Below are 16957 nucleotides of genomic sequence, written 5' to 3'. Positions count from 1 at the left end.
GTACTATGTCTCGTAATACTGAAGCAACTGACGATGTCAAAACCTGGACCGGCGGCCCGCTGAATTATAAAGAAGGATTCTTTACCCAGTTAGCCACTGATGAGCTGGCAAAGGGGATAAACGAAGAGGTGGTGCGTGCAATTTCGGCGAAGCGTAATGAGCCGGAGTGGATGCTGGAGTTTCGTCTCAACGCCTATCGTGCATGGCTGGAGATGGAAGAGCCGCACTGGCTGAAAGCGCACTACGACAAGCTGAATTATCAGGATTACAGCTATTACTCGGCACCGTCGTGCGGTAATTGTGACGATACCTGTGCGTCGGAACCTGGCACGGTGCAGCAAACTGGCGCGAACGCCTTTTTAAGTAAAGAGGTGGAGGCGGCGTTTGAGCAGTTAGGTGTTCCCGTGCGGGAAGGCAAAGAGGTGGCGGTGGATGCCATTTTCGACTCGGTTTCGGTTGCCACCACTTATCGCGAAAAACTGGCGGAGCAGGGGATCATTTTCTGTTCCTTTGGCGAGGCGATTCACGACCATCCGGAACTGGTGAAGAAATATCTCGGCACCGTGGTGCCGGGGAATGACAATTTCTTTGCCGCGCTTAATGCGGCGGTGGCTTCCGACGGTACGTTTATTTATGTGCCTAAAGGCGTGCGCTGCCCGATGGAGCTTTCTACCTATTTCCGCATTAACGCGGAAAAAACCGGGCAGTTTGAGCGTACCATTCTGGTTGCCGACGAAGACAGCTACGTCAGCTACATTGAAGGCTGTTCCGCTCCGGTGCGTGACAGCTATCAGTTACACGCGGCGGTGGTGGAAGTCATCATCCATAAAAATGCCGAGGTGAAATATTCCACGGTGCAAAACTGGTTCCCTGGCGATAACAACACTGGCGGTATTCTCAACTTCGTCACCAAGCGAGCTTTGTGCGAAGGGGAAAACAGCAAAATGTCGTGGACGCAATCAGAAACCGGTTCAGCCATTACGTGGAAATATCCCAGCTGCATTTTGCGCGGCGATAACTCCATCGGTGAGTTTTACTCGGTGGCGCTGACCAGCGGTCATCAGCAGGCTGATACCGGCACTAAGATGATCCACATCGGTAAAAACACTAAATCGACCATTATCTCGAAAGGGATCTCCGCCGGACACAGCCAGAACAGTTATCGCGGATTAGTGAAAATCATGCCGACGGCAACCAATGCACGCAACTTCACGCAGTGCGACTCAATGCTGATTGGCGCCAACTGTGGGGCGCATACTTTCCCGTATGTCGAGTGCCGTAACAACAGTGCGCAACTGGAGCACGAGGCAACTACGTCGCGCATTGGCGAAGATCAACTGTTTTACTGCCTGCAGCGCGGAATCAGCGAAGAGGACGCCATCTCGATGATTGTTAACGGTTTCTGCAAAGATGTGTTCTCGGAACTGCCACTGGAATTTGCCGTTGAAGCACAAAAACTCCTCGCCATCAGCCTTGAACACAGCGTCGGATAAGGAATAAATATGTTAAGTATTAAAGATTTACATGTCAGCGTGGAAGATAAAGCTATCCTGCGCGGATTAAGCCTCGACGTTCGTCCCGGCGAAGTTCACGCCATTATGGGACCAAACGGTTCGGGTAAAAGTACCTTATCGGCAACGCTTGCCGGGCGCGAAGATTATGAAGTGACGGACGGCACAGTTGAGTTTAAAGGCAAAGATTTGCTTGCGTTGTCGCCGGAAGATCGCGCGGGCGAAGGCATCTTTATGGCCTTCCAGTATCCGGTGGAGATCCCTGGCGTCAGTAACCAGTTTTTCCTGCAAACGGCGCTCAATGCGGTGCGTAGTTATCGCGGTCAGGAAACGCTCGACCGCTTCGATTTTCAGGATTTGATGGAAGAAAAAATTGCCTTGCTGAAGATGCCGGAAGATTTATTAACCCGTTCGGTAAACGTTGGTTTTTCCGGTGGCGAGAAAAAGCGCAACGATATTTTGCAAATGGCAGTGCTGGAGCCGGAGTTATGCATTCTTGATGAGTCGGACTCCGGGCTGGATATCGATGCATTAAAAGTGGTTGCCGATGGCGTGAACTCGCTGCGTGATGGCAAGCGTTCGTTCATTATCGTGACGCACTACCAGCGCATTCTCGACTACATCAAGCCTGATTACGTCCACGTGCTGTATCAGGGGCGAATTGTGAAATCCGGTGATTTCACGTTGGTCAAACAACTGGAGGAGCAGGGTTATGGCTGGCTTACCGAACAGCAGTAATGCGCTGCAACAGTGGCATCACTTGTTTGAGGCCGAAGGGGCGAAACGCTCCCCCGAAGCTCAACAGCATTTACAACAATTGCTGCGTACCGGTTTGCCGACACGTAAACATGAACACTGGAAATATACACCGCTGGAAGGGCTAACCAATAGCCAGTTTGTCAGCATTGCGGGGGAGATATCACCGCAGCAGCGTGATGCCTTAGCGTTAACGTTAGACGCTGTACGGCTGGTGTTTGTCGATGGACGCTACGTACCATCACTTAGCGATACGACCGAAGGCAGCGGCTATGAGGTGAGTATTAATGACGAACGCCAGGGACTGCCTGATGCCATACAGCCGGAAGTATTTCTGCATCTAACGGAAAGTCTGGCGCAAAGTGTTACGCATATCGCCGTGAAGCGCGGTCAACGACCTGCTAAACCCTTGCTGTTAATACATATCACCCAGGGCGTGACTGGTGAAGAGGTGAACACCGTCCATTACCGCCATCATCTGGATCTGGCGGAAGGTGCCGAAGCGACGGTGATTGAACATTTTGTCAGCCTTAATGATGCCCGCCATTTTACCGGGGCGCGGTTTACCATCAACGTTGCAGCTAACGCCAACTTGCAGCATATCAAGCTGGCGTTTGAAAACCCGGTTAGCCACCACTTTGCGCACAACGACTTGCTACTGGCTGACGATGCCACGGCATTTAGCCATAGTTTCCTGCTTGGTGGTGCCGTGCTGAGACACAACACCAGTACGCAACTCAATGGCGAAAACAGCACGCTGCGGATCAATAGCCTGGCGATGCCGGTGAAAAACGAGGTTTGCGATACCCGCACCTGGCTGGAACACAATAAAGGTTTTTGTAATAGCCGCCAGTTGCACAAAACTATCGTCAGCGACAAAGGCCGCGCGGTATTTAACGGTTTGATTAACGTCGCGCAGCATGCCGTCAAGACTGACGGCCAGATGACCAACAATAATCTGCTGATGGGCAAGCTGGCGGAAGTGGATACCAAACCGCAGTTGGAAATCTATGCTGATGATGTGAAATGCAGCCACGGCGCGACGGTGGGGCGTATTGATGACGAACAGATGTTCTATCTGCGTTCGCGTGGGATCAATCAACAGGATGCCCAGCAGATGATCATCTACGCCTTTGCCGCCGAACTGACGGAAGCATTGCGTGATGATGGGCTCAAACAGCAGGTGCTGGCCCGAATCGGTCAACGGCTGCCGGGAGGTGCAAGATGACTTTTTCCGTTGAGAAGGTACGAGCCGATTTTCCGGTGCTCTCGCGTGAGGTTAACGGTCTGCCACTGGCTTATCTCGACAGCGCCGCCAGTGCGCAGAAACCGAGTCAGGTTATTGACGCAGAGGCCGAATTCTATCGCCACGGCTACGCGGCAGTGCATCGCGGCATTCACACGTTAAGCGCCCAGGCGACCGAGAAAATGGAGAACGTGCGCAAGCGGGCATCGTTGTTTGTCAATGCCCGTTCTGCGGAAGAACTGGTGTTTGTCCGCGGCACGACGGAAGGCATTAACCTGGTCGCCAATAGCTGGGGCAACAGCAACGTGCGGGCGGGCGACAATATCATCATTAGCCAAATGGAACATCATGCCAATATTGTTCCCTGGCAAATGCTTTGCGCACGCGTTGGCGCAGAGTTGCGAGTGATCCCGCTTAACCCCGACGGCACGTTGCAACTGGAGACTCTGCCCAATCTGTTCGACGAGAAAACCCGACTGCTGGCAATTACCCATGTTTCTAACGTGTTGGGAACTGAAAATCCGCTGGTGGAGATGATCTCGCTTGCGCATCAGCATGGTGCAAAAGTGCTGGTGGATGGCGCTCAGGCGGTGATGCATCATCCGGTGGACGTTCAGGCGCTGGACTGCGATTTCTACGTTTTTTCCGGGCATAAATTGTATGGCCCCACTGGCATTGGCGTGCTGTATGTCAAAGAAGCCTTGTTGCAGGAGATGCCGCCGTGGGAAGGCGGCGGTTCAATGATCGCCACCGTCAGCCTGAGTGAAGGCACTACCTGGACCAAAGCGCCGTGGCGGTTTGAAGCGGGTACGCCCAATACGGGAGGTATTATTGGCCTTGGCGCGGCGCTGGAGTATGTTTCGGCGCTGGGGCTTAACAACATTGCCGAGTATGAACAGAATCTGATGCATTACGCATTGTCGCAGTTGGCAGCGGTGCCGGATCTGACGCTCTATGGTCCGCCAGACAGACTTGGCGTTATTGCCTTTAATCTCGGCAAACACCACGCCTATGACGTCGGCAGTTTTCTTGATAACTACGGTATTGCTGTGCGTACCGGACATCACTGCGCAATGCCATTAATGGCCTATTACAACGTCCCTGCTATGTGTCGGGCGTCGCTGGCAATGTACAACACCCATGAAGAAGTGGATCGTCTGGTGACTGGATTGCAACGTATTCATCGTCTACTGGGGTAAAAGGGAGGCTCTATGGCTGTATTGCCGGATAAAGAAAAATTGCTGCGTAACTTTTTACGCTGCACCAACTGGGAAGAGAAATATCTCTACATTATTGAACTGGGACAGCGTCTGCCGGAATTAGGCGATGAAGACAGAAGTCCGCAAAATAGCATTCAGGGCTGTCAGAGTCAGGTGTGGATTGTGATGCGCCAGAATGCGAAGGGAATTATTGAATTGCAGGGAGACAGTGATGCGGCCATTGTGAAAGGGCTTATTGCAGTCGTCTTTATTCTCTACGATCAAATGACACCGCAGGATATTGTCAATTTCGATGTGCGCCCGTGGTTTGAAAAAATGGCGCTCACCCAACATCTCACCCCATCACGCTCACAAGGTCTGGAAGCGATGATTCGCGCAATTCGCGCCAAAGCCGCTGCACTTAGCTAAACTAAAGGAACAGCTTTCATCCGGTTGGCTCACTTTGCCGGATGGTCGATGCTTACACTGGCCTGCACAGGAGTGTTTCGGTTTCAGGTAAACATAAGCACCATCCGTCGTCTTAGCGTGAGTCTCCGGCAAATACAGGAGGTTTACAATGAAACGCGCGTCTTTGCTAACACTGACTCTTATCGGCGCTTTTAGCGCCATCCAGGCAGCCTGGGCGGTAGATTACCCGCTCCCGCCAACCGGAAGCCGACTGGTTGGGCAAAATCAAACCTATACGGTGCAAGAGGGGGATAAAAACCTTCAGGCTATTGCCCGTCGTTTTGATACTGCGGCGATGTTAATCCTTGAGGCCAATAACACTATTGCCCCAGTGCCAAAACCAGGCACGACAATAACCATTCCTTCGCAACTCTTATTACCTGATGCACCGCGTCAGGGGATAATCGTGAACCTTGCGGAACTGCGTCTTTATTATTATCCGCCGGGAGAAAATATCGTGCAGGTCTACCCGATAGGCATTGGCTTGCAGGGGCTGGAAACGCCGGTGATGGAAACACGTGTAGGGCAGAAAATCCCCAATCCTACCTGGACGCCCACGGCGGGTATTCGTCAGCGTTCACTGGAGCGAGGCATCAAATTACCGCCAGTTGTTCCAGCCGGGCCGAATAACCCTCTGGGACGCTACGCACTGCGCCTGGCGCACGGTAACGGCGAATATCTCATTCATGGCACCAGCGCGCCGGACAGCGTCGGTTTGCGCGTCAGTTCGGGCTGTATTCGTATGAATGCGCCAGATATTAAAGCACTGTTCTCCAGCGTGAGAACGGGAACGCCGGTAAAAGTGATCAATGAGCCGGTGAAATACTCCGTAGAACCGAACGGGATGCGTTATGTTGAAGTACATCGACCGTTATCGGCAGAAGAACAGCAGAACGTTCAGACAATGCCGTACACGCTGCCTGCAGGCTTTACGCAATTTAAAGATAATAAAGCTGTAGATCAGAAGTTAGTCGATAAAGCATTGTATCGTCGGGCAGGGTATCCGGTTGCGGTGAGCAGCCGAGCGACACCCACAGCCAGCAATGCGCCTGCAGTAGAGTCAGCGCAGAATGGCGAACCAGAGCAAGGAAATATGTTACGTGCAACGCAATAGGCGTAATTAGCAGGCAAAAAAAATGGCGCACAATGTGCGCCATTTTTCACTTCACAGGTACTATTACTTGCGGTATTTAGTAGCCATGTTGTCCAGACGCTGGTTAGCACGAGCTGCGTCATCTTTAGCAGCCTGAACGTCGGAACGCATTGCGTTCACGTCGTTGCTCAGCTGGTCAACTTTAGCGTTCAGAGTCTGAACGTCAGAAGACAGCTGATCGATTTTAGCGTTGCTGGAGCAACCTGCCAGCAGAGTAGAACCCAGGATTACCGCGCCCAGTACCAGTTTAGTAGCTTTCATTATTAATACCCTCTAGATTGAGTTAATCTCCATGTAGCGTTACAAGTATTACACAAAGTTTTTTATGTTGAGAATATTTTTTTGATGGGAAGGCACTTATTTTTGATCGTTCGCTCAAAGAAACATCGAACGCTTGGTTTTAGATAAAAAAATTGAGAGAAAACAGGATGGTTCCATCGGATTCATCTTAGATAAAGTGAGATTATATAGTGAAATCCGATTTGATTTTTTATTGCTTCTGGTTATCGATTAAATAAAAAAAGCGCCCATTAGGGCGCTTCGATATACAAATTAATTCACAAAAGCAATATTACAGGACGTGAACAGATGCGGTGTTGGTAGTGCCGCTCGGTACAAGTGCACCGGAAACCATGACTACAACGTCGCCTTTGTGTGCCAGACCGCTCTGCAGTGCCAGTTCTTTACCCAGACGGTAGAAATCATCAGTAGAGGTGATTTCTTTAACCAGCTGCGGTACAACGCCCTTGCTCAGTACCAGCTGATGAGCCGTTTTTTCGTTGGTGGTCAGCGCCAGAATGGTTGCATCAGGGAAGTATTTACGTACTGCGCGAGCAGATTTACCGCCCTGGGTTGCTACAACGATCAGCGGAGCATCCAGTTTTTCAGCTGTTTCAACGGCGCCACGGCAAACCGCTTCGGTAATACGCAGTTTACGGTTGTCGTTGTTGAACTCGAGACGGCTGTTCATCACGCGGTCGGTACGTTCACAGATGGTCGCCATGATAGAAACAGCTTCCAGCGGATATTTGCCTTTTGCGGATTCACCAGACAGCATGACTGCGTCGGTACCGTCGAGGATGGCGTTGGCTACGTCACCGGCTTCTGCGCGAGTCGGACGTGGGTTTTTGATCATAGAATCCAGCATCTGGGTCGCAGTGATAACGACTTTACGTGCACGGATACATTTTTCGATCATCATCTTCTGGGCGAAGATAACTTCTTCAACCGGGATTTCTACACCCAGGTCGCCACGTGCAACCATGATGCCGTCAGATGCTTCGAGGATTTCGTCGAAGTTGTTCAGGCCTTCCTGGTTTTCGATTTTGGAGATAATTTGGATGTTTTCGCCGCCGTGCGCTTTCAGGTGCTCACGGATTTCGACAACGTCAGAACGTTTACGGATAAAGGAAGCAGCAACAAAGTCTACGCCTTGTTCGCAACCGAAGATCAGGTCCTGTTTGTCTTTTTCTGCCAGGGCCGGCAGGGCGATGGAAACGCCTGGCAGGTTCACACCTTTGTTTTCGCCCAGATCACCGTTGTTCAGTACTTTACAGATAACTTTGTTACCTTCGATAGCGGTAACTTCCATACCGATCAGACCATCGTCAACCAGTACGGTGTTGCCAACGGACAGGTCGGTGGTGAAACCTTCATAAGTTACCGCAACCATTTCGCTGTTGCCGATAACAGATTTGTCAGTGGTGAAAGTAAAGGTCTGGCCTGCTTTCAGAGAAACGTCGTTACCGCCTTCCAGTTTCATGGTGCGGATTTCCGGACCTTTGGTATCGAGCAGGATAGCGGCAGTTTTACCGGTTTTGCTCATCACGTTGCGCAGGTTCTGAATGCGCTGACCGTGTTCTGCATAGTCACCATGAGAGAAGTTCAGACGCATGACGTTCATGCCCGCGTCCAGCATTTTAGCTAACATCTCTTCGGATTCGGTTTTTGGGCCGATGGTGCAAACAATTTTGGTCTTTTTCATGACAGTCTTAGTCTTTAAGTTGAGAAGGATAGGAGAAACTTGCTTTCTGGGCGCACTGCCGGAAAGCGAATCCGGTATTACGAAAGTGATGGTGCCTCGCTCTAAGGATAGGTGACATCGAAAAAGCGTGCAGAGGAATGTGTGCTTGTGTCTCAGCCCAACGTGAGTGCCTGTTTTTGAGTCGTTGAGTTCTACAGTCCAAAGTGCTGAAACCATTCAAGAGTCAATTGGCGCGGATTATACGCTGAATTTAATCAAAAAGGAAAACAAAAACAGCGTTTCAAAAACATTCATGCATATACACAATAAACTGTTATCAAAGATTTAACGTCTTCGGTAGCAGATTACGCAAAATCATCGCTGTTTGCGCAATGGGAAAGCGATGGCTGGAAGATGGGGGATTGCTGGAGAAAAGACAGAGTGCCTACTCTCGGTATACAACAGATGCAATTATAATAATTTATCGAGTTATTTATTTGATTTTGTTTGTTTTTTGTTTAAATAATGAGATTGATATATGCTGATAACTGGCATGATAAATAGGTGTGAATAATGGGCAACCGGACAAAAGATGATGAGCTGTACCGCGAAATGTGCAGAGTGGTAGGGAAAGTGGTGTTGGAGATGCGTGACCTGGGTCAGGAGCCAAAACACATCGTCATCGCTGGTGTGCTGCGTACAGCATTAGCAAATAAACGTATCCAACGCAGCGAACTGGAAAAACAAGCGATGGAAACAGTCATTAATGCACTGGTGAAATAATTGCGCGGGGATAGTGCGCAATGCCTTATCCCCTCTGCTTTATTATATCGTCACAACTAAGTTTATTTTTATAAATGGAGCAAGGCAATCCAGTTGATTTCGATATATATTTTAATTTATAGCGAATTAACTATTTCTTTATTCTGGAATGTATATCACAAATTACTGTAGGGTAAGTGAAATTCATTTCAAATGATAATAAATATCACTCCGCTTTTAATCTCCTGCTTTCCGTTTTTAATTGATGACGATCAATGTTAAGCACTAAGAATAATCACATTATTTTTTTTGCCTAACCATAAAGGATTAGTTTGTTTGCGTTAAATCATGTCTCATGCGCTATCGGGTTAGGACAAAAATATCTGGTGTTGGAGGCATAGTCAGCAGCGTATTAGTTGAATGGTTAATATCAGGCTGCTGAATTGTCAGCACTGTGTTTGCGAAGAGGATGCGAAATAAATGAACCCGGTTGAACGTCCACTATTAGATATTGGCTTAACGCGATTAGAGTTCTTGCGTATATCAGGAAAAGGTCTTGCTGGTTTAACTATTGCCCCTGCGTTATTGTCACTTTTGGGCTGTAAACAGGAAGATGTCGATAGCGGAACGGTGGGGCTGATAAACACGCCCAAAGGGGTGTTAGTTACCCAGCGTGCGCGTTGCACTGGCTGCCATCGCTGCGAAATCTCCTGTACCAACTATAACGATGGCGCCGTTGGTACTTTTTTCTCCCGCATCAAAATCCATCGTAATTATTTCTTTGGCGACAATGGCGTAGGTTCCGGTGGCGGATTATACGGCGATCTGAATTATACCGCCGACACCTGTCGCCAGTGTAAAGATCCGCAATGCCTGAAGGTTTGCCCGATTGGCGCGATTACCTGGCAACAGGAAGAGGGATGTATAACCGTGGATCATAAACGTTGCATTGGTTGTAGCGCCTGTACCACTGCGTGTCCGTGGATGATGGCTACCGTAAATACTGAAACTAAAAAATCCTCGAAATGTGTGTTGTGCGGTGAATGCGCAAACGCCTGCCCGACAGGGGCGTTAAAAATTATCGAGTGGAAAGATATTACTGTGTGAATCTTGCAAAGGAAAAAATCATGGCTAACGGTTGGACTGGTAATATATTAAGAGTCAATCTTACGACAGGAAATATTACCCTCGAAGATTCCAGTAAGTTTAAAAGTTTTGTCGGTGGTATGGGCTTTGGCTACAAAATTATGTATGACGAAGTACCTCCAGGCACCAAACCTTTCGATGAAGCAAATAAATTAGTCTTTGCTACGGGGCCGTTGACAGGATCTGGTGCGCCCTGTAGTTCGCGCGTAAATATCACTTCACTTTCCACATTTACCAAAGGAAATTTAGTCGTCGACGCCCATATGGGCGGCTTTTTTGCTGCGCAAATGAAATTTGCTGGATACGACGTCATTATTATCGAAGGTAAAGCGAAATCACCGGTCTGGCTAAATATAAAAGATGACAAAGTTAGTCTGGAGAAAGCCGATTTCTTGTGGGGGAAAGGGACGCGTGCAACCACGGAAGAAATTTGCCGTTTAACCAGCCCTGAAACCTGTGTAGCGGCTATTGGTCAGGCTGGTGAAAATCTAGTGCCGCTCTCTGGCATGCTGAATAGCCGTAACCACAGTGGCGGCGCGGGAACTGGCGCAATAATGGGCTCCAAAAACCTGAAAGCGATTGCGGTTGAAGGGACAAAAGGGGTCAGCATTGCCGATCGTCAGGAGATGAAACGGCTCAATGACTATATGATGACCGAACTTATTGGCGCTAATAACAACCATGTCGTGCCAAGTACGCCACAATCGTGGGCAGAGTACTCTGATCCCAAGTCACGCTGGACAGCACGTAAAGGGCTGTTTTGGGGCGCAGCGGAAGGCGGTCCGATTGAAACAGGGGAAATCCCGCCTGGCAATCAGAACACGGTTGGTTTCCGCACCTATAAATCCGTTTTTGACTTAGGTCCGGCAGCAGAGAAATACACCGTCAAAATGAGTGGCTGCCACTCATGCCCAATTCGTTGTATGACCCAGATGAATATTCCTCGGGTTAAAGAGTTTGGTGTACCCAGTACAGGGGGGAACACCTGTGTCGCTAACTTCGTCCATACCACCATTTTCCCGAACGGGCCGAAAGATTTTGAAGATAAAGATGATGGCCGGGTGATTGGTAATTTGGTTGGTCTGAATCTGTTCGATGACTACGGGCTGTGGTGTAACTATGGGCAGTTGCATCGCGACTTTACCTATTGTTACAGCAAAGGTGTGTTTAAGCGCGTTCTGCCTGCTGAAGAGTATGCGGAAATTCGTTGGGATCAACTGGAAGCTGGGGACGTTAATTTCATTAAAGATTTTTACTACCGTCTGGCGCACCGCGTGGGTGAGTTGAGTCACCTGGCTGATGGCTCGTATGCCATTGCGGAACGCTGGAATTTGGGTGAAGAGTACTGGGGCTACGCAAAAAATAAACTCTGGTCGCCGTTTGGTTATCCGGTTCACCACGCCAATGAAGCGTCGGCACAGGTTGGTTCTATTGTTAACTGCATGTTCAACCGTGACTGTATGACGCATACCCACATCAACTTTATTGGCTCCGGTTTGCCGTTGAAACTGCAGCGCGAAGTGGCAAAAGAGCTTTTTGGTTCTGAAGATGCTTACGATGAAACCAAAAACTATACGCCGATCAATGACGCAAAAATTAAATATGCCAAATGGTCGCTGTTGCGGGTTTGTTTGCATAACGCCGTCACTCTGTGCAACTGGGTGTGGCCAATGACCGTTTCGCCGCTGAAAAGCCGCAATTATCGCGGCGACCTTGCACTAGAAGCCAAATTCTTTAAAGCAATCACTGGCGAAGAGATGACGCAGGAAAAATTAGATTTAGCAGCAGAGCGAATCTTTACGTTGCATCGTGCTTACACGGTAAAACTGATGCAAACCAAAGATATGCGTAATGAGCATGATCTGATCTGTTCCTGGGTATTTGATAAAGATCCGCAGATTCCAGTCTTTAGCGAAGGTACTGACAAAATGGACCGCGATGATATGCACCAGTCACTCACGCTTTTCTATAAGGAAATGGGGTGGGATCCACAGCTTGGTTGTCCAACGCGAGAAACGCTTCATCGACTCGGGCTGGAAGATGTTGCCGCCGATCTGGCGACACATAACCTGCTACCAGCATAAGGAACGGATGTAATGAGCCAGCAGGAGGAAATGACACAACTGGAAGCACCTGATATTGACGTGACTAAGCGTCAATGGTTGCACAGTGTGCGTCAGCCCGATGACACTGCGGACAATAAGGTTACAGAGCCTGAACCGGCTGAAATTCTGGCAGAGTTTATCCGCCAGCATTCGACGGCGGGTCAACTGGTTGCTCGCGCTGTGTTCCTGTCGCCGCCATATTCGGTTGCTGAAGAGGATCTTGCTGCACTGCTGGAAAGCATACGGCAGAGTCCAGACTTCGCAGATATCGCCTGTATGACGGGCAGTCAAGATGATTATTACTACTCAACGCAAACCATGAGCGAAAACTATGCCGCTATGTCTTTGCAGGTCGTTGAGCAGGACATCTGTCGGGCCATTGCACACGCCGTTCGCTTCGAATGCCAGACGTATCCCCGGCCTTATAAGGTCGCCATGCTGACGCAAGCGCCATATTACTACCAGGGGGCGCAGATTGAAGCCGCGCTCGCCGCGATGGATATCGCTCCTGAATATGCCGATATACGTCAGGTAACGTCATCGACGGATGTGTTGTATCTGTTTAGCGAGCGTTTTATGAGCTATGGCAAAGCTTATGGCTTATGCGAATGGTTCGAGGTTGAGCAGTTTCAGAATCCCTGAAGTTTCAGGGAGATATCATGGATAGGGTGGACAGTCGCAGCCACAGCATTAGAGGATAATAAGATGTCCTTCACTCGACGCAAATTTGTTCTGGGGATGGGAACGGTAATCTTTTTTACCGGTTCAGCACCTTCTTTGTTAGCGAATACCCGACAAGGAAAGGAAGTTCGATATTCCATGATTCACGATGAATCACGGTGCAATGGCTGTAATATTTGTGCCAGAGCATGCCGTAAAACTAACCATGTACCGGCACAGGGCAGTCGTTTATCTATCGCGCATATCCCGGTCACCGATAACAATAACGAAACGCTGTATCACTTTTTTCGCCAGTCATGCCAGCACTGTGAAGATGCTCCTTGCATCGACGTTTGCCCAACAGGGGCATCGTGGCGTGATGAGCAGGGGATTGTGCGGGTAGAAAAATCGCAATGCATTGGCTGTAGCTATTGCATTGGCGCATGCCCGTATCAGGTTCGTTACCTTAATCCGCTGACCAAAGTGGCGGATAAATGTGATTTCTGTGCCGAGTCACGACTGGCAAAAGGTTTTCCACCCATCTGCGTTAGCGCCTGTCCGGAACATGCGTTGATCTTTGGTCGCGAAGATAGCCCAGAGATTCAGGCGTGGTTACGGGAAAATAAATACTATCAATATCAGCTGCCTGGTGCCGGGAAACCGCATCTGTATCGCCGGTTCGGTCAACATTTGATTAAAAAGGAAAATGTATGAACCCGTCGCAAAATGCTGAACAATTTCATAACCAGTTGGCGAACTATGTACCGCAGTTTTCTCCCGAATTTTGGCCAGTGTGGTTGGTCATTGCCGGGCTGCTGCTGGTCGGGATGTGGTTAGTGTTGGGGCTTCACGCCTTGCTTCGCGCTCGTGGCATAAAGAAATCCTCCACCGGTCATGGCGAGAAGGTTTATCTCTACAGCAAGGCGGTGAGATTATGGCACTGGTCGAATGCGTTACTCTTTGTCTTATTGCTGGCAAGTGGGCTAATCAATCACTTTGCGCTAGTGGGCGTTGCTGCAGTCAAGAGTCTGGTTGCCGTACATGAAGTTTGTGGATTCCTGTTACTGGCTTGCTGGCTTGGCTTTGTTCTAATTAATGCCGTTGGGGGTAATGGTCATCACTACATTATCCGTCGCCAGGGCTGGCTGGGGCGAGCGGCTAAACAAACGCGATTTTATCTGCTTGGAATTATGCAAGGGGAAGATCATCCATTTCCTGCAACAACACAGTCTAAATTCAATCCGTTACAGCAGGCTGCCTATGTTGGTGTGATGTATGGATTGCTGCCGCTGTTACTGTTGACGGGGCTGCTATGCCTTTACCCGCAAGCCGTGGGGGACGTGTTCCCTGGCGTAAGATACTGGTTATTACAGGCCCATTTTGCTCTGGCAGTTATAAGCCTCTTTTTTATCTTCGGCCATCTCTATCTTTGCACCACGGGGCGTACTCCGCACGAAACCTTTAAATGTATGGTCGATGGCTATCACCGGCATTAACGAATGATCATTACACGAGCTGATCTGCGCGAGTGGCGTGTAGGCGCGGTTATGTATCGCTGGTTTCTGCGCCGTTTTCCGCAAGGTGGAATTTATGCTGATATTCACCACGCCCTGATTGGCGAAGGATTTACTGACTGGGCGGAAAGTCTGGTTGAGTATGCCTGGAAAAAATGGCTGGCAGACGAAAATTTCGCTCGTCAGGAAGTTTCCTCAATGCAAAAACTGGCCAAAGACCCCGTAGAGATGCCATTTTGCAGTCAGATTGCACGGGGCGACGATCATGCACGTGTCGGCAGTTGTGAGGATAACGCCAGAATCGCCACCGTGGGGTATGCTGCGCAAATTGCCAGCATGGGGTATAGCGTGCGGATTGGCAGTGTCGGTTTTAACAGCCATATCGGTAGTTCAGGTGAACGTGCTCGTGTTGCTGTAACTGGTAATTCCTCGCGGATAAGCAGCGCCGGAGACAGTAGTCGTATAGCGAATACCGGAATGCGAGTACGCGTTTGTACATTGGGTGAACGGTGTCATGTCGCCAGTAATGGCGATCTGGTGCAAATCGCCAGCTTTGGCGCAAACGCCAAAATTGCCAATAGTGGCGATAACGTTCATATCATCGCTAGCGGTGAAAATTCAACGGTAGTGAGTACGGGCGTAGTGGATTCAATTATTCTCGGGCCAGGGGGCAGCGCCGCGCTGGCGTATCATGACGGCGAAAGAGTGCGCTTTGCCGTAGCCGTTGAAGGTGAAAATAATATTCGCGCCGGAGTTCGCTATCGTCTGAATGAGCAGCATCAATTTGTGGAATGCTGACACCGTTACCCTTAATCAAACGACAGGTGCCGACGTGCACGGGATGCTGGCTTCACGGCGGCCTGCGCCATAGCCTCGCCAATTTCAGCACAAGCCGTAAGCCCCTGAACGAAAGGCCGGTCGTGCATTAGCCAGGGCAACGCGCCGAACGCCACGCGACCACGAACTTCTTCCGGTTGCTGTAGCGTATAATCTTCACCGACATCAGGGATTTCATCGCCTGTTTTCTGTAGCTGAACACGTAGTCCTGGGAAAGGAATGTCTTTCACTTTGAGCGGGCGCTGCCCACGAGCATCAATAAAAACGTCAAACGAGTCGCTGTTGTCTGCTGTTTTCAGGATTGTGCGCGTTTTGTCAATTTCCATATCGTAGTCCTCACCGAGGGCGAGAATATGAATAATTCCCGCCTCGCGCAAAGCCAGTAATCGCTTTATAGATTCAGAAGGGATAGCTGCATAATTGTCGATAAATACTCTGGCAAGGCCTTTACTGAACCGTTTATGGTCGTGCTCATTCAGATGCGGAACAATTTCCTGTACGGCTTCATGCAGGCGAAGAATGACATAGCGCCAGGGAACGGTATGTTTTTCACGTTTATTGCGCTCGACCTCTGCTAAGTTTTTTTCTGCCCAGGTAAATGGGTCATGCTGTTTGCGGTCGGCAAACCAGGCTTGAGCGAAGGTATCGACATTCAGGCGCTCTATCGCAATATGTCGGCTCCAGTCAGGATCAGCCGAAGTAATCTCTCGCACTATAAGTTTAAATACCCGATCCAGAAGGCCCTGTGGACCTTTTTCAATTTCCGCGTTCAGGGCCTGTTCAGTGACAATGCATAAAGGTTCGTAGGGAATAGGGCAATAGAAATCGGCTTCTGGCAAAATGCCGGTGCGTGACATCAATGTAATACTGAGTTTTTCACTGTCGCTATCGCGCTGAAACAGAATGCGTTGATTATCTTTTTCAATAAAAGATCCATGCTGGATAGCAACCGCCATTGCGGCATCCAGCCCGCTCAAAGATGTTCCCATAATGCCTACGCTACAGGCTTCAATTTTCGCTTCCATTAACCCTGACCATGGGCTGGGGAAATAGGTTCGGCTTGCCTCTTCTTCGTCGGGCCAGACATGACCGGTGGCTATCACGGCTAAATCAAACGTCTCAACTGGCAAATCCCGATCTGTGAAGATAAGCACGCCAGAGTCTGTGACTTGCAGATCAGTCACCTGGCAAGATTCATGAACGTTGATTTCAAATTGCTGCTGCCGTGCTTGCGCTACCAACCGTAAAAAGCAATCACGGAAATATTCTCCTAACAGGACCCTCGGTAAAAACTGGCGATCGTGCAAGCTTTCCTTTTTAACGCCATAACGTTGCAGATGGCTGGCCTCTTGCTTTTGCAACCATTCCAGATAAGTACAATAAATCGGCGGTATTTCAATGCTGGCAATATTTGCCAGCATCATTTTAGAGTTTTCTTCACCACTGTACGGCATACCGACACCAGCCTCGTTGGCTTGCTCGAAGAGAGAAATGGAAAGTGGCGTTTGTTGCTGCAAAAGCGAGAAGAAAGTGTAGATCCCTGTTGGCCCGGCACCCACAATGGCAATTTTTTTCATTGTTACTTACCTGTATGCATTCTTTCTTGCGAATCGAATTGAGTGTTATCAGATAAGTTT

General features: G+C 49.4%; 17 protein-coding genes. 13 read left to right on the top strand and 4 right to left on the bottom strand.

Going from position 1 to position 16957, the window contains the following annotated elements; translation table 11 throughout:
• The first annotated feature begins 5 nt into the window (after positions 1 to 5).
• The 6 genes from sufB to ldtE all read left to right on the top strand — a co-directional run bounded on the left by sufB (position 6) and on the right by ldtE (position 6294).
• Positions 6 to 1493, top strand: a complete 1488-nt coding sequence (gene sufB, locus H9644_RS03585) for a Fe-S cluster assembly protein SufB (protein WP_191773242.1) — start codon at positions 6 to 8, stop codon at positions 1491 to 1493.
• Positions 1494 to 1502: 9 nt separating this feature from the next.
• Positions 1503 to 2249 carry a Fe-S cluster assembly ATPase SufC gene (sufC, locus tag H9644_RS03580; RefSeq protein WP_064530063.1) on the top strand — a complete coding sequence of 249 codons (747 nt, stop codon included), beginning with the start codon at positions 1503 to 1505 and terminating at the stop codon, positions 2247 to 2249.
• On the top strand, positions 2224 to 3495 hold the full coding sequence (sufD, locus tag H9644_RS03575; RefSeq protein WP_191773241.1) for a Fe-S cluster assembly protein SufD: 1272 nt from the start codon (positions 2224 to 2226) through the stop codon (positions 3493 to 3495). The genes sufC and sufD overlap by 26 nt, the downstream gene beginning before the upstream one ends.
• Positions 3492 to 4712 carry a cysteine desulfurase SufS gene (sufS, locus tag H9644_RS03570; protein WP_191773240.1) on the top strand — a complete coding sequence of 407 codons (1221 nt, stop codon included), beginning with the start codon at positions 3492 to 3494 and terminating at the stop codon, positions 4710 to 4712. The genes sufD and sufS overlap by 4 nt, the downstream gene beginning before the upstream one ends.
• Before the next feature lie 12 nt (positions 4713 to 4724).
• On the top strand, positions 4725 to 5141 hold the full coding sequence (gene sufE / locus H9644_RS03565) for a cysteine desulfuration protein SufE (protein ID WP_191773239.1): 417 nt from the start codon (positions 4725 to 4727) through the stop codon (positions 5139 to 5141).
• A 148-nt stretch (positions 5142 to 5289) separates the two neighbouring features.
• Positions 5290 to 6294 carry a L,D-transpeptidase LdtE gene (gene ldtE / locus H9644_RS03560; protein WP_191773238.1) on the top strand — a complete coding sequence of 335 codons (1005 nt, stop codon included), beginning with the start codon at positions 5290 to 5292 and terminating at the stop codon, positions 6292 to 6294.
• Positions 6295 to 6357: 63 nt separating this feature from the next.
• Here the strand turns inward: ldtE and lpp are convergent, their stop codons facing one another.
• The 3 genes from lpp to ynhH form a co-directional block, all read right to left on the bottom strand.
• Entirely contained in the window at positions 6358 to 6594 is a 237-nt protein-coding gene (lpp, locus tag H9644_RS03555) for a murein lipoprotein Lpp (RefSeq protein ID WP_000648420.1), read from the bottom strand.
• A gap of 310 nt (positions 6595 to 6904) precedes the next feature.
• Entirely contained in the window at positions 6905 to 8317 is a 1413-nt protein-coding gene (gene pykF, locus H9644_RS03550; protein ID WP_064530058.1) for a pyruvate kinase PykF, read from the bottom strand.
• A 7-nt stretch (positions 8318 to 8324) separates the two neighbouring features.
• The gene (gene ynhH / locus H9644_RS21705; RefSeq protein WP_242664678.1) at positions 8325 to 8519 is read right to left on the bottom strand and encodes a protein YnhH; all 195 of its coding nucleotides are present in this window, start codon (positions 8517 to 8519) and stop codon (positions 8325 to 8327) included.
• A 350-nt stretch (positions 8520 to 8869) separates the two neighbouring features.
• On the opposite strand from ynhH, the gene fumD reads away from it, so the two are divergent.
• From fumD to ydhT, 7 genes are all read left to right on the top strand, one after another.
• On the top strand, positions 8870 to 9079 hold the full coding sequence (gene fumD, locus H9644_RS03545; RefSeq protein WP_000528337.1) for a fumarate hydratase FumD: 210 nt from the start codon (positions 8870 to 8872) through the stop codon (positions 9077 to 9079).
• A gap of 459 nt (positions 9080 to 9538) precedes the next feature.
• Positions 9539 to 10165, top strand: coding sequence for a ferredoxin-like protein (locus H9644_RS03540; protein WP_064530057.1), 627 nt, complete (start codon positions 9539 to 9541; stop codon positions 10163 to 10165).
• A 20-nt stretch (positions 10166 to 10185) separates the two neighbouring features.
• On the top strand, positions 10186 to 12288 hold the full coding sequence (locus tag H9644_RS03535; protein ID WP_191773232.1) for an aldehyde ferredoxin oxidoreductase: 2103 nt from the start codon (positions 10186 to 10188) through the stop codon (positions 12286 to 12288).
• Positions 12289 to 12300: 12 nt separating this feature from the next.
• The gene (locus tag H9644_RS03530) at positions 12301 to 12951 is read left to right on the top strand and encodes a YdhW family putative oxidoreductase system protein (RefSeq protein ID WP_064530055.1); all 651 of its coding nucleotides are present in this window, start codon (positions 12301 to 12303) and stop codon (positions 12949 to 12951) included.
• 63 nt (positions 12952 to 13014) lie between these two features.
• Positions 13015 to 13683, top strand: a complete 669-nt coding sequence (locus H9644_RS03525; protein ID WP_191773229.1) for a 4Fe-4S dicluster domain-containing protein — start codon at positions 13015 to 13017, stop codon at positions 13681 to 13683.
• On the top strand, positions 13680 to 14465 hold the full coding sequence (phsC, locus tag H9644_RS03520; protein ID WP_191773227.1) for a thiosulfate reductase cytochrome B subunit: 786 nt from the start codon (positions 13680 to 13682) through the stop codon (positions 14463 to 14465). The genes H9644_RS03525 and phsC overlap by 4 nt, the downstream gene beginning before the upstream one ends.
• Positions 14466 to 14468: 3 nt before the next feature.
• Entirely contained in the window at positions 14469 to 15281 is an 813-nt protein-coding gene (gene ydhT, locus H9644_RS03515; protein WP_064530052.1) for a protein YdhT, read from the top strand.
• 11 nt (positions 15282 to 15292) lie between these two features.
• Here the strand turns inward: ydhT and H9644_RS03510 are convergent, their stop codons facing one another.
• Positions 15293 to 16897, bottom strand: coding sequence for an FAD-NAD(P)-binding protein (locus tag H9644_RS03510; protein ID WP_064530051.1), 1605 nt, complete (start codon positions 16895 to 16897; stop codon positions 15293 to 15295).
• Positions 16898 to 16957: the final 60 nt, after the last annotated feature.

The sequence above is a fragment of the Escherichia whittamii genome (assembly GCF_014836715.1).
Classification (GTDB): Bacteria; Pseudomonadota; Gammaproteobacteria; order Enterobacterales; family Enterobacteriaceae; genus Escherichia; species Escherichia whittamii.
The sequence above is the reverse complement of the archived record's forward strand: the minus strand, read 5'-3'. Positions and strand labels throughout refer to the sequence as shown.

Coding starts and splice junctions, on each gene's coding strand:
- lpp (WP_000648420.1), bottom strand. CDS start 6,594: ATGAAAGCTACTAAACTGGTACTGGGCGCGGTAATCCTGGGTTCTACT.
- H9644_RS03535 (WP_191773232.1), top strand. CDS start 10,186: ATGGCTAACGGTTGGACTGGTAATATATTAAGAGTCAATCTTACGACA.
- sufS (WP_191773240.1), top strand. CDS start 3,492: ATGACTTTTTCCGTTGAGAAGGTACGAGCCGATTTTCCGGTGCTCTCG.
- H9644_RS03525 (WP_191773229.1), top strand. CDS start 13,015: ATGTCCTTCACTCGACGCAAATTTGTTCTGGGGATGGGAACGGTAATC.
- sufD (WP_191773241.1), top strand. CDS start 2,224: ATGGCTGGCTTACCGAACAGCAGTAATGCGCTGCAACAGTGGCATCAC.
- sufE (WP_191773239.1), top strand. CDS start 4,725: ATGGCTGTATTGCCGGATAAAGAAAAATTGCTGCGTAACTTTTTACGC.
- H9644_RS03540 (WP_064530057.1), top strand. CDS start 9,539: ATGAACCCGGTTGAACGTCCACTATTAGATATTGGCTTAACGCGATTA.
- H9644_RS03530 (WP_064530055.1), top strand. CDS start 12,301: ATGAGCCAGCAGGAGGAAATGACACAACTGGAAGCACCTGATATTGAC.
- ldtE (WP_191773238.1), top strand. CDS start 5,290: ATGAAACGCGCGTCTTTGCTAACACTGACTCTTATCGGCGCTTTTAGC.
- ydhT (WP_064530052.1), top strand. CDS start 14,469: ATGATCATTACACGAGCTGATCTGCGCGAGTGGCGTGTAGGCGCGGTT.
- sufB (WP_191773242.1), top strand. CDS start 6: ATGTCTCGTAATACTGAAGCAACTGACGATGTCAAAACCTGGACCGGC.
- pykF (WP_064530058.1), bottom strand. CDS start 8,317: ATGAAAAAGACCAAAATTGTTTGCACCATCGGCCCAAAAACCGAATCC.
- sufC (WP_064530063.1), top strand. CDS start 1,503: ATGTTAAGTATTAAAGATTTACATGTCAGCGTGGAAGATAAAGCTATC.
- phsC (WP_191773227.1), top strand. CDS start 13,680: ATGAACCCGTCGCAAAATGCTGAACAATTTCATAACCAGTTGGCGAAC.
- fumD (WP_000528337.1), top strand. CDS start 8,870: ATGGGCAACCGGACAAAAGATGATGAGCTGTACCGCGAAATGTGCAGA.
- H9644_RS03510 (WP_064530051.1), bottom strand. CDS start 16,897: ATGAAAAAAATTGCCATTGTGGGTGCCGGGCCAACAGGGATCTACACT.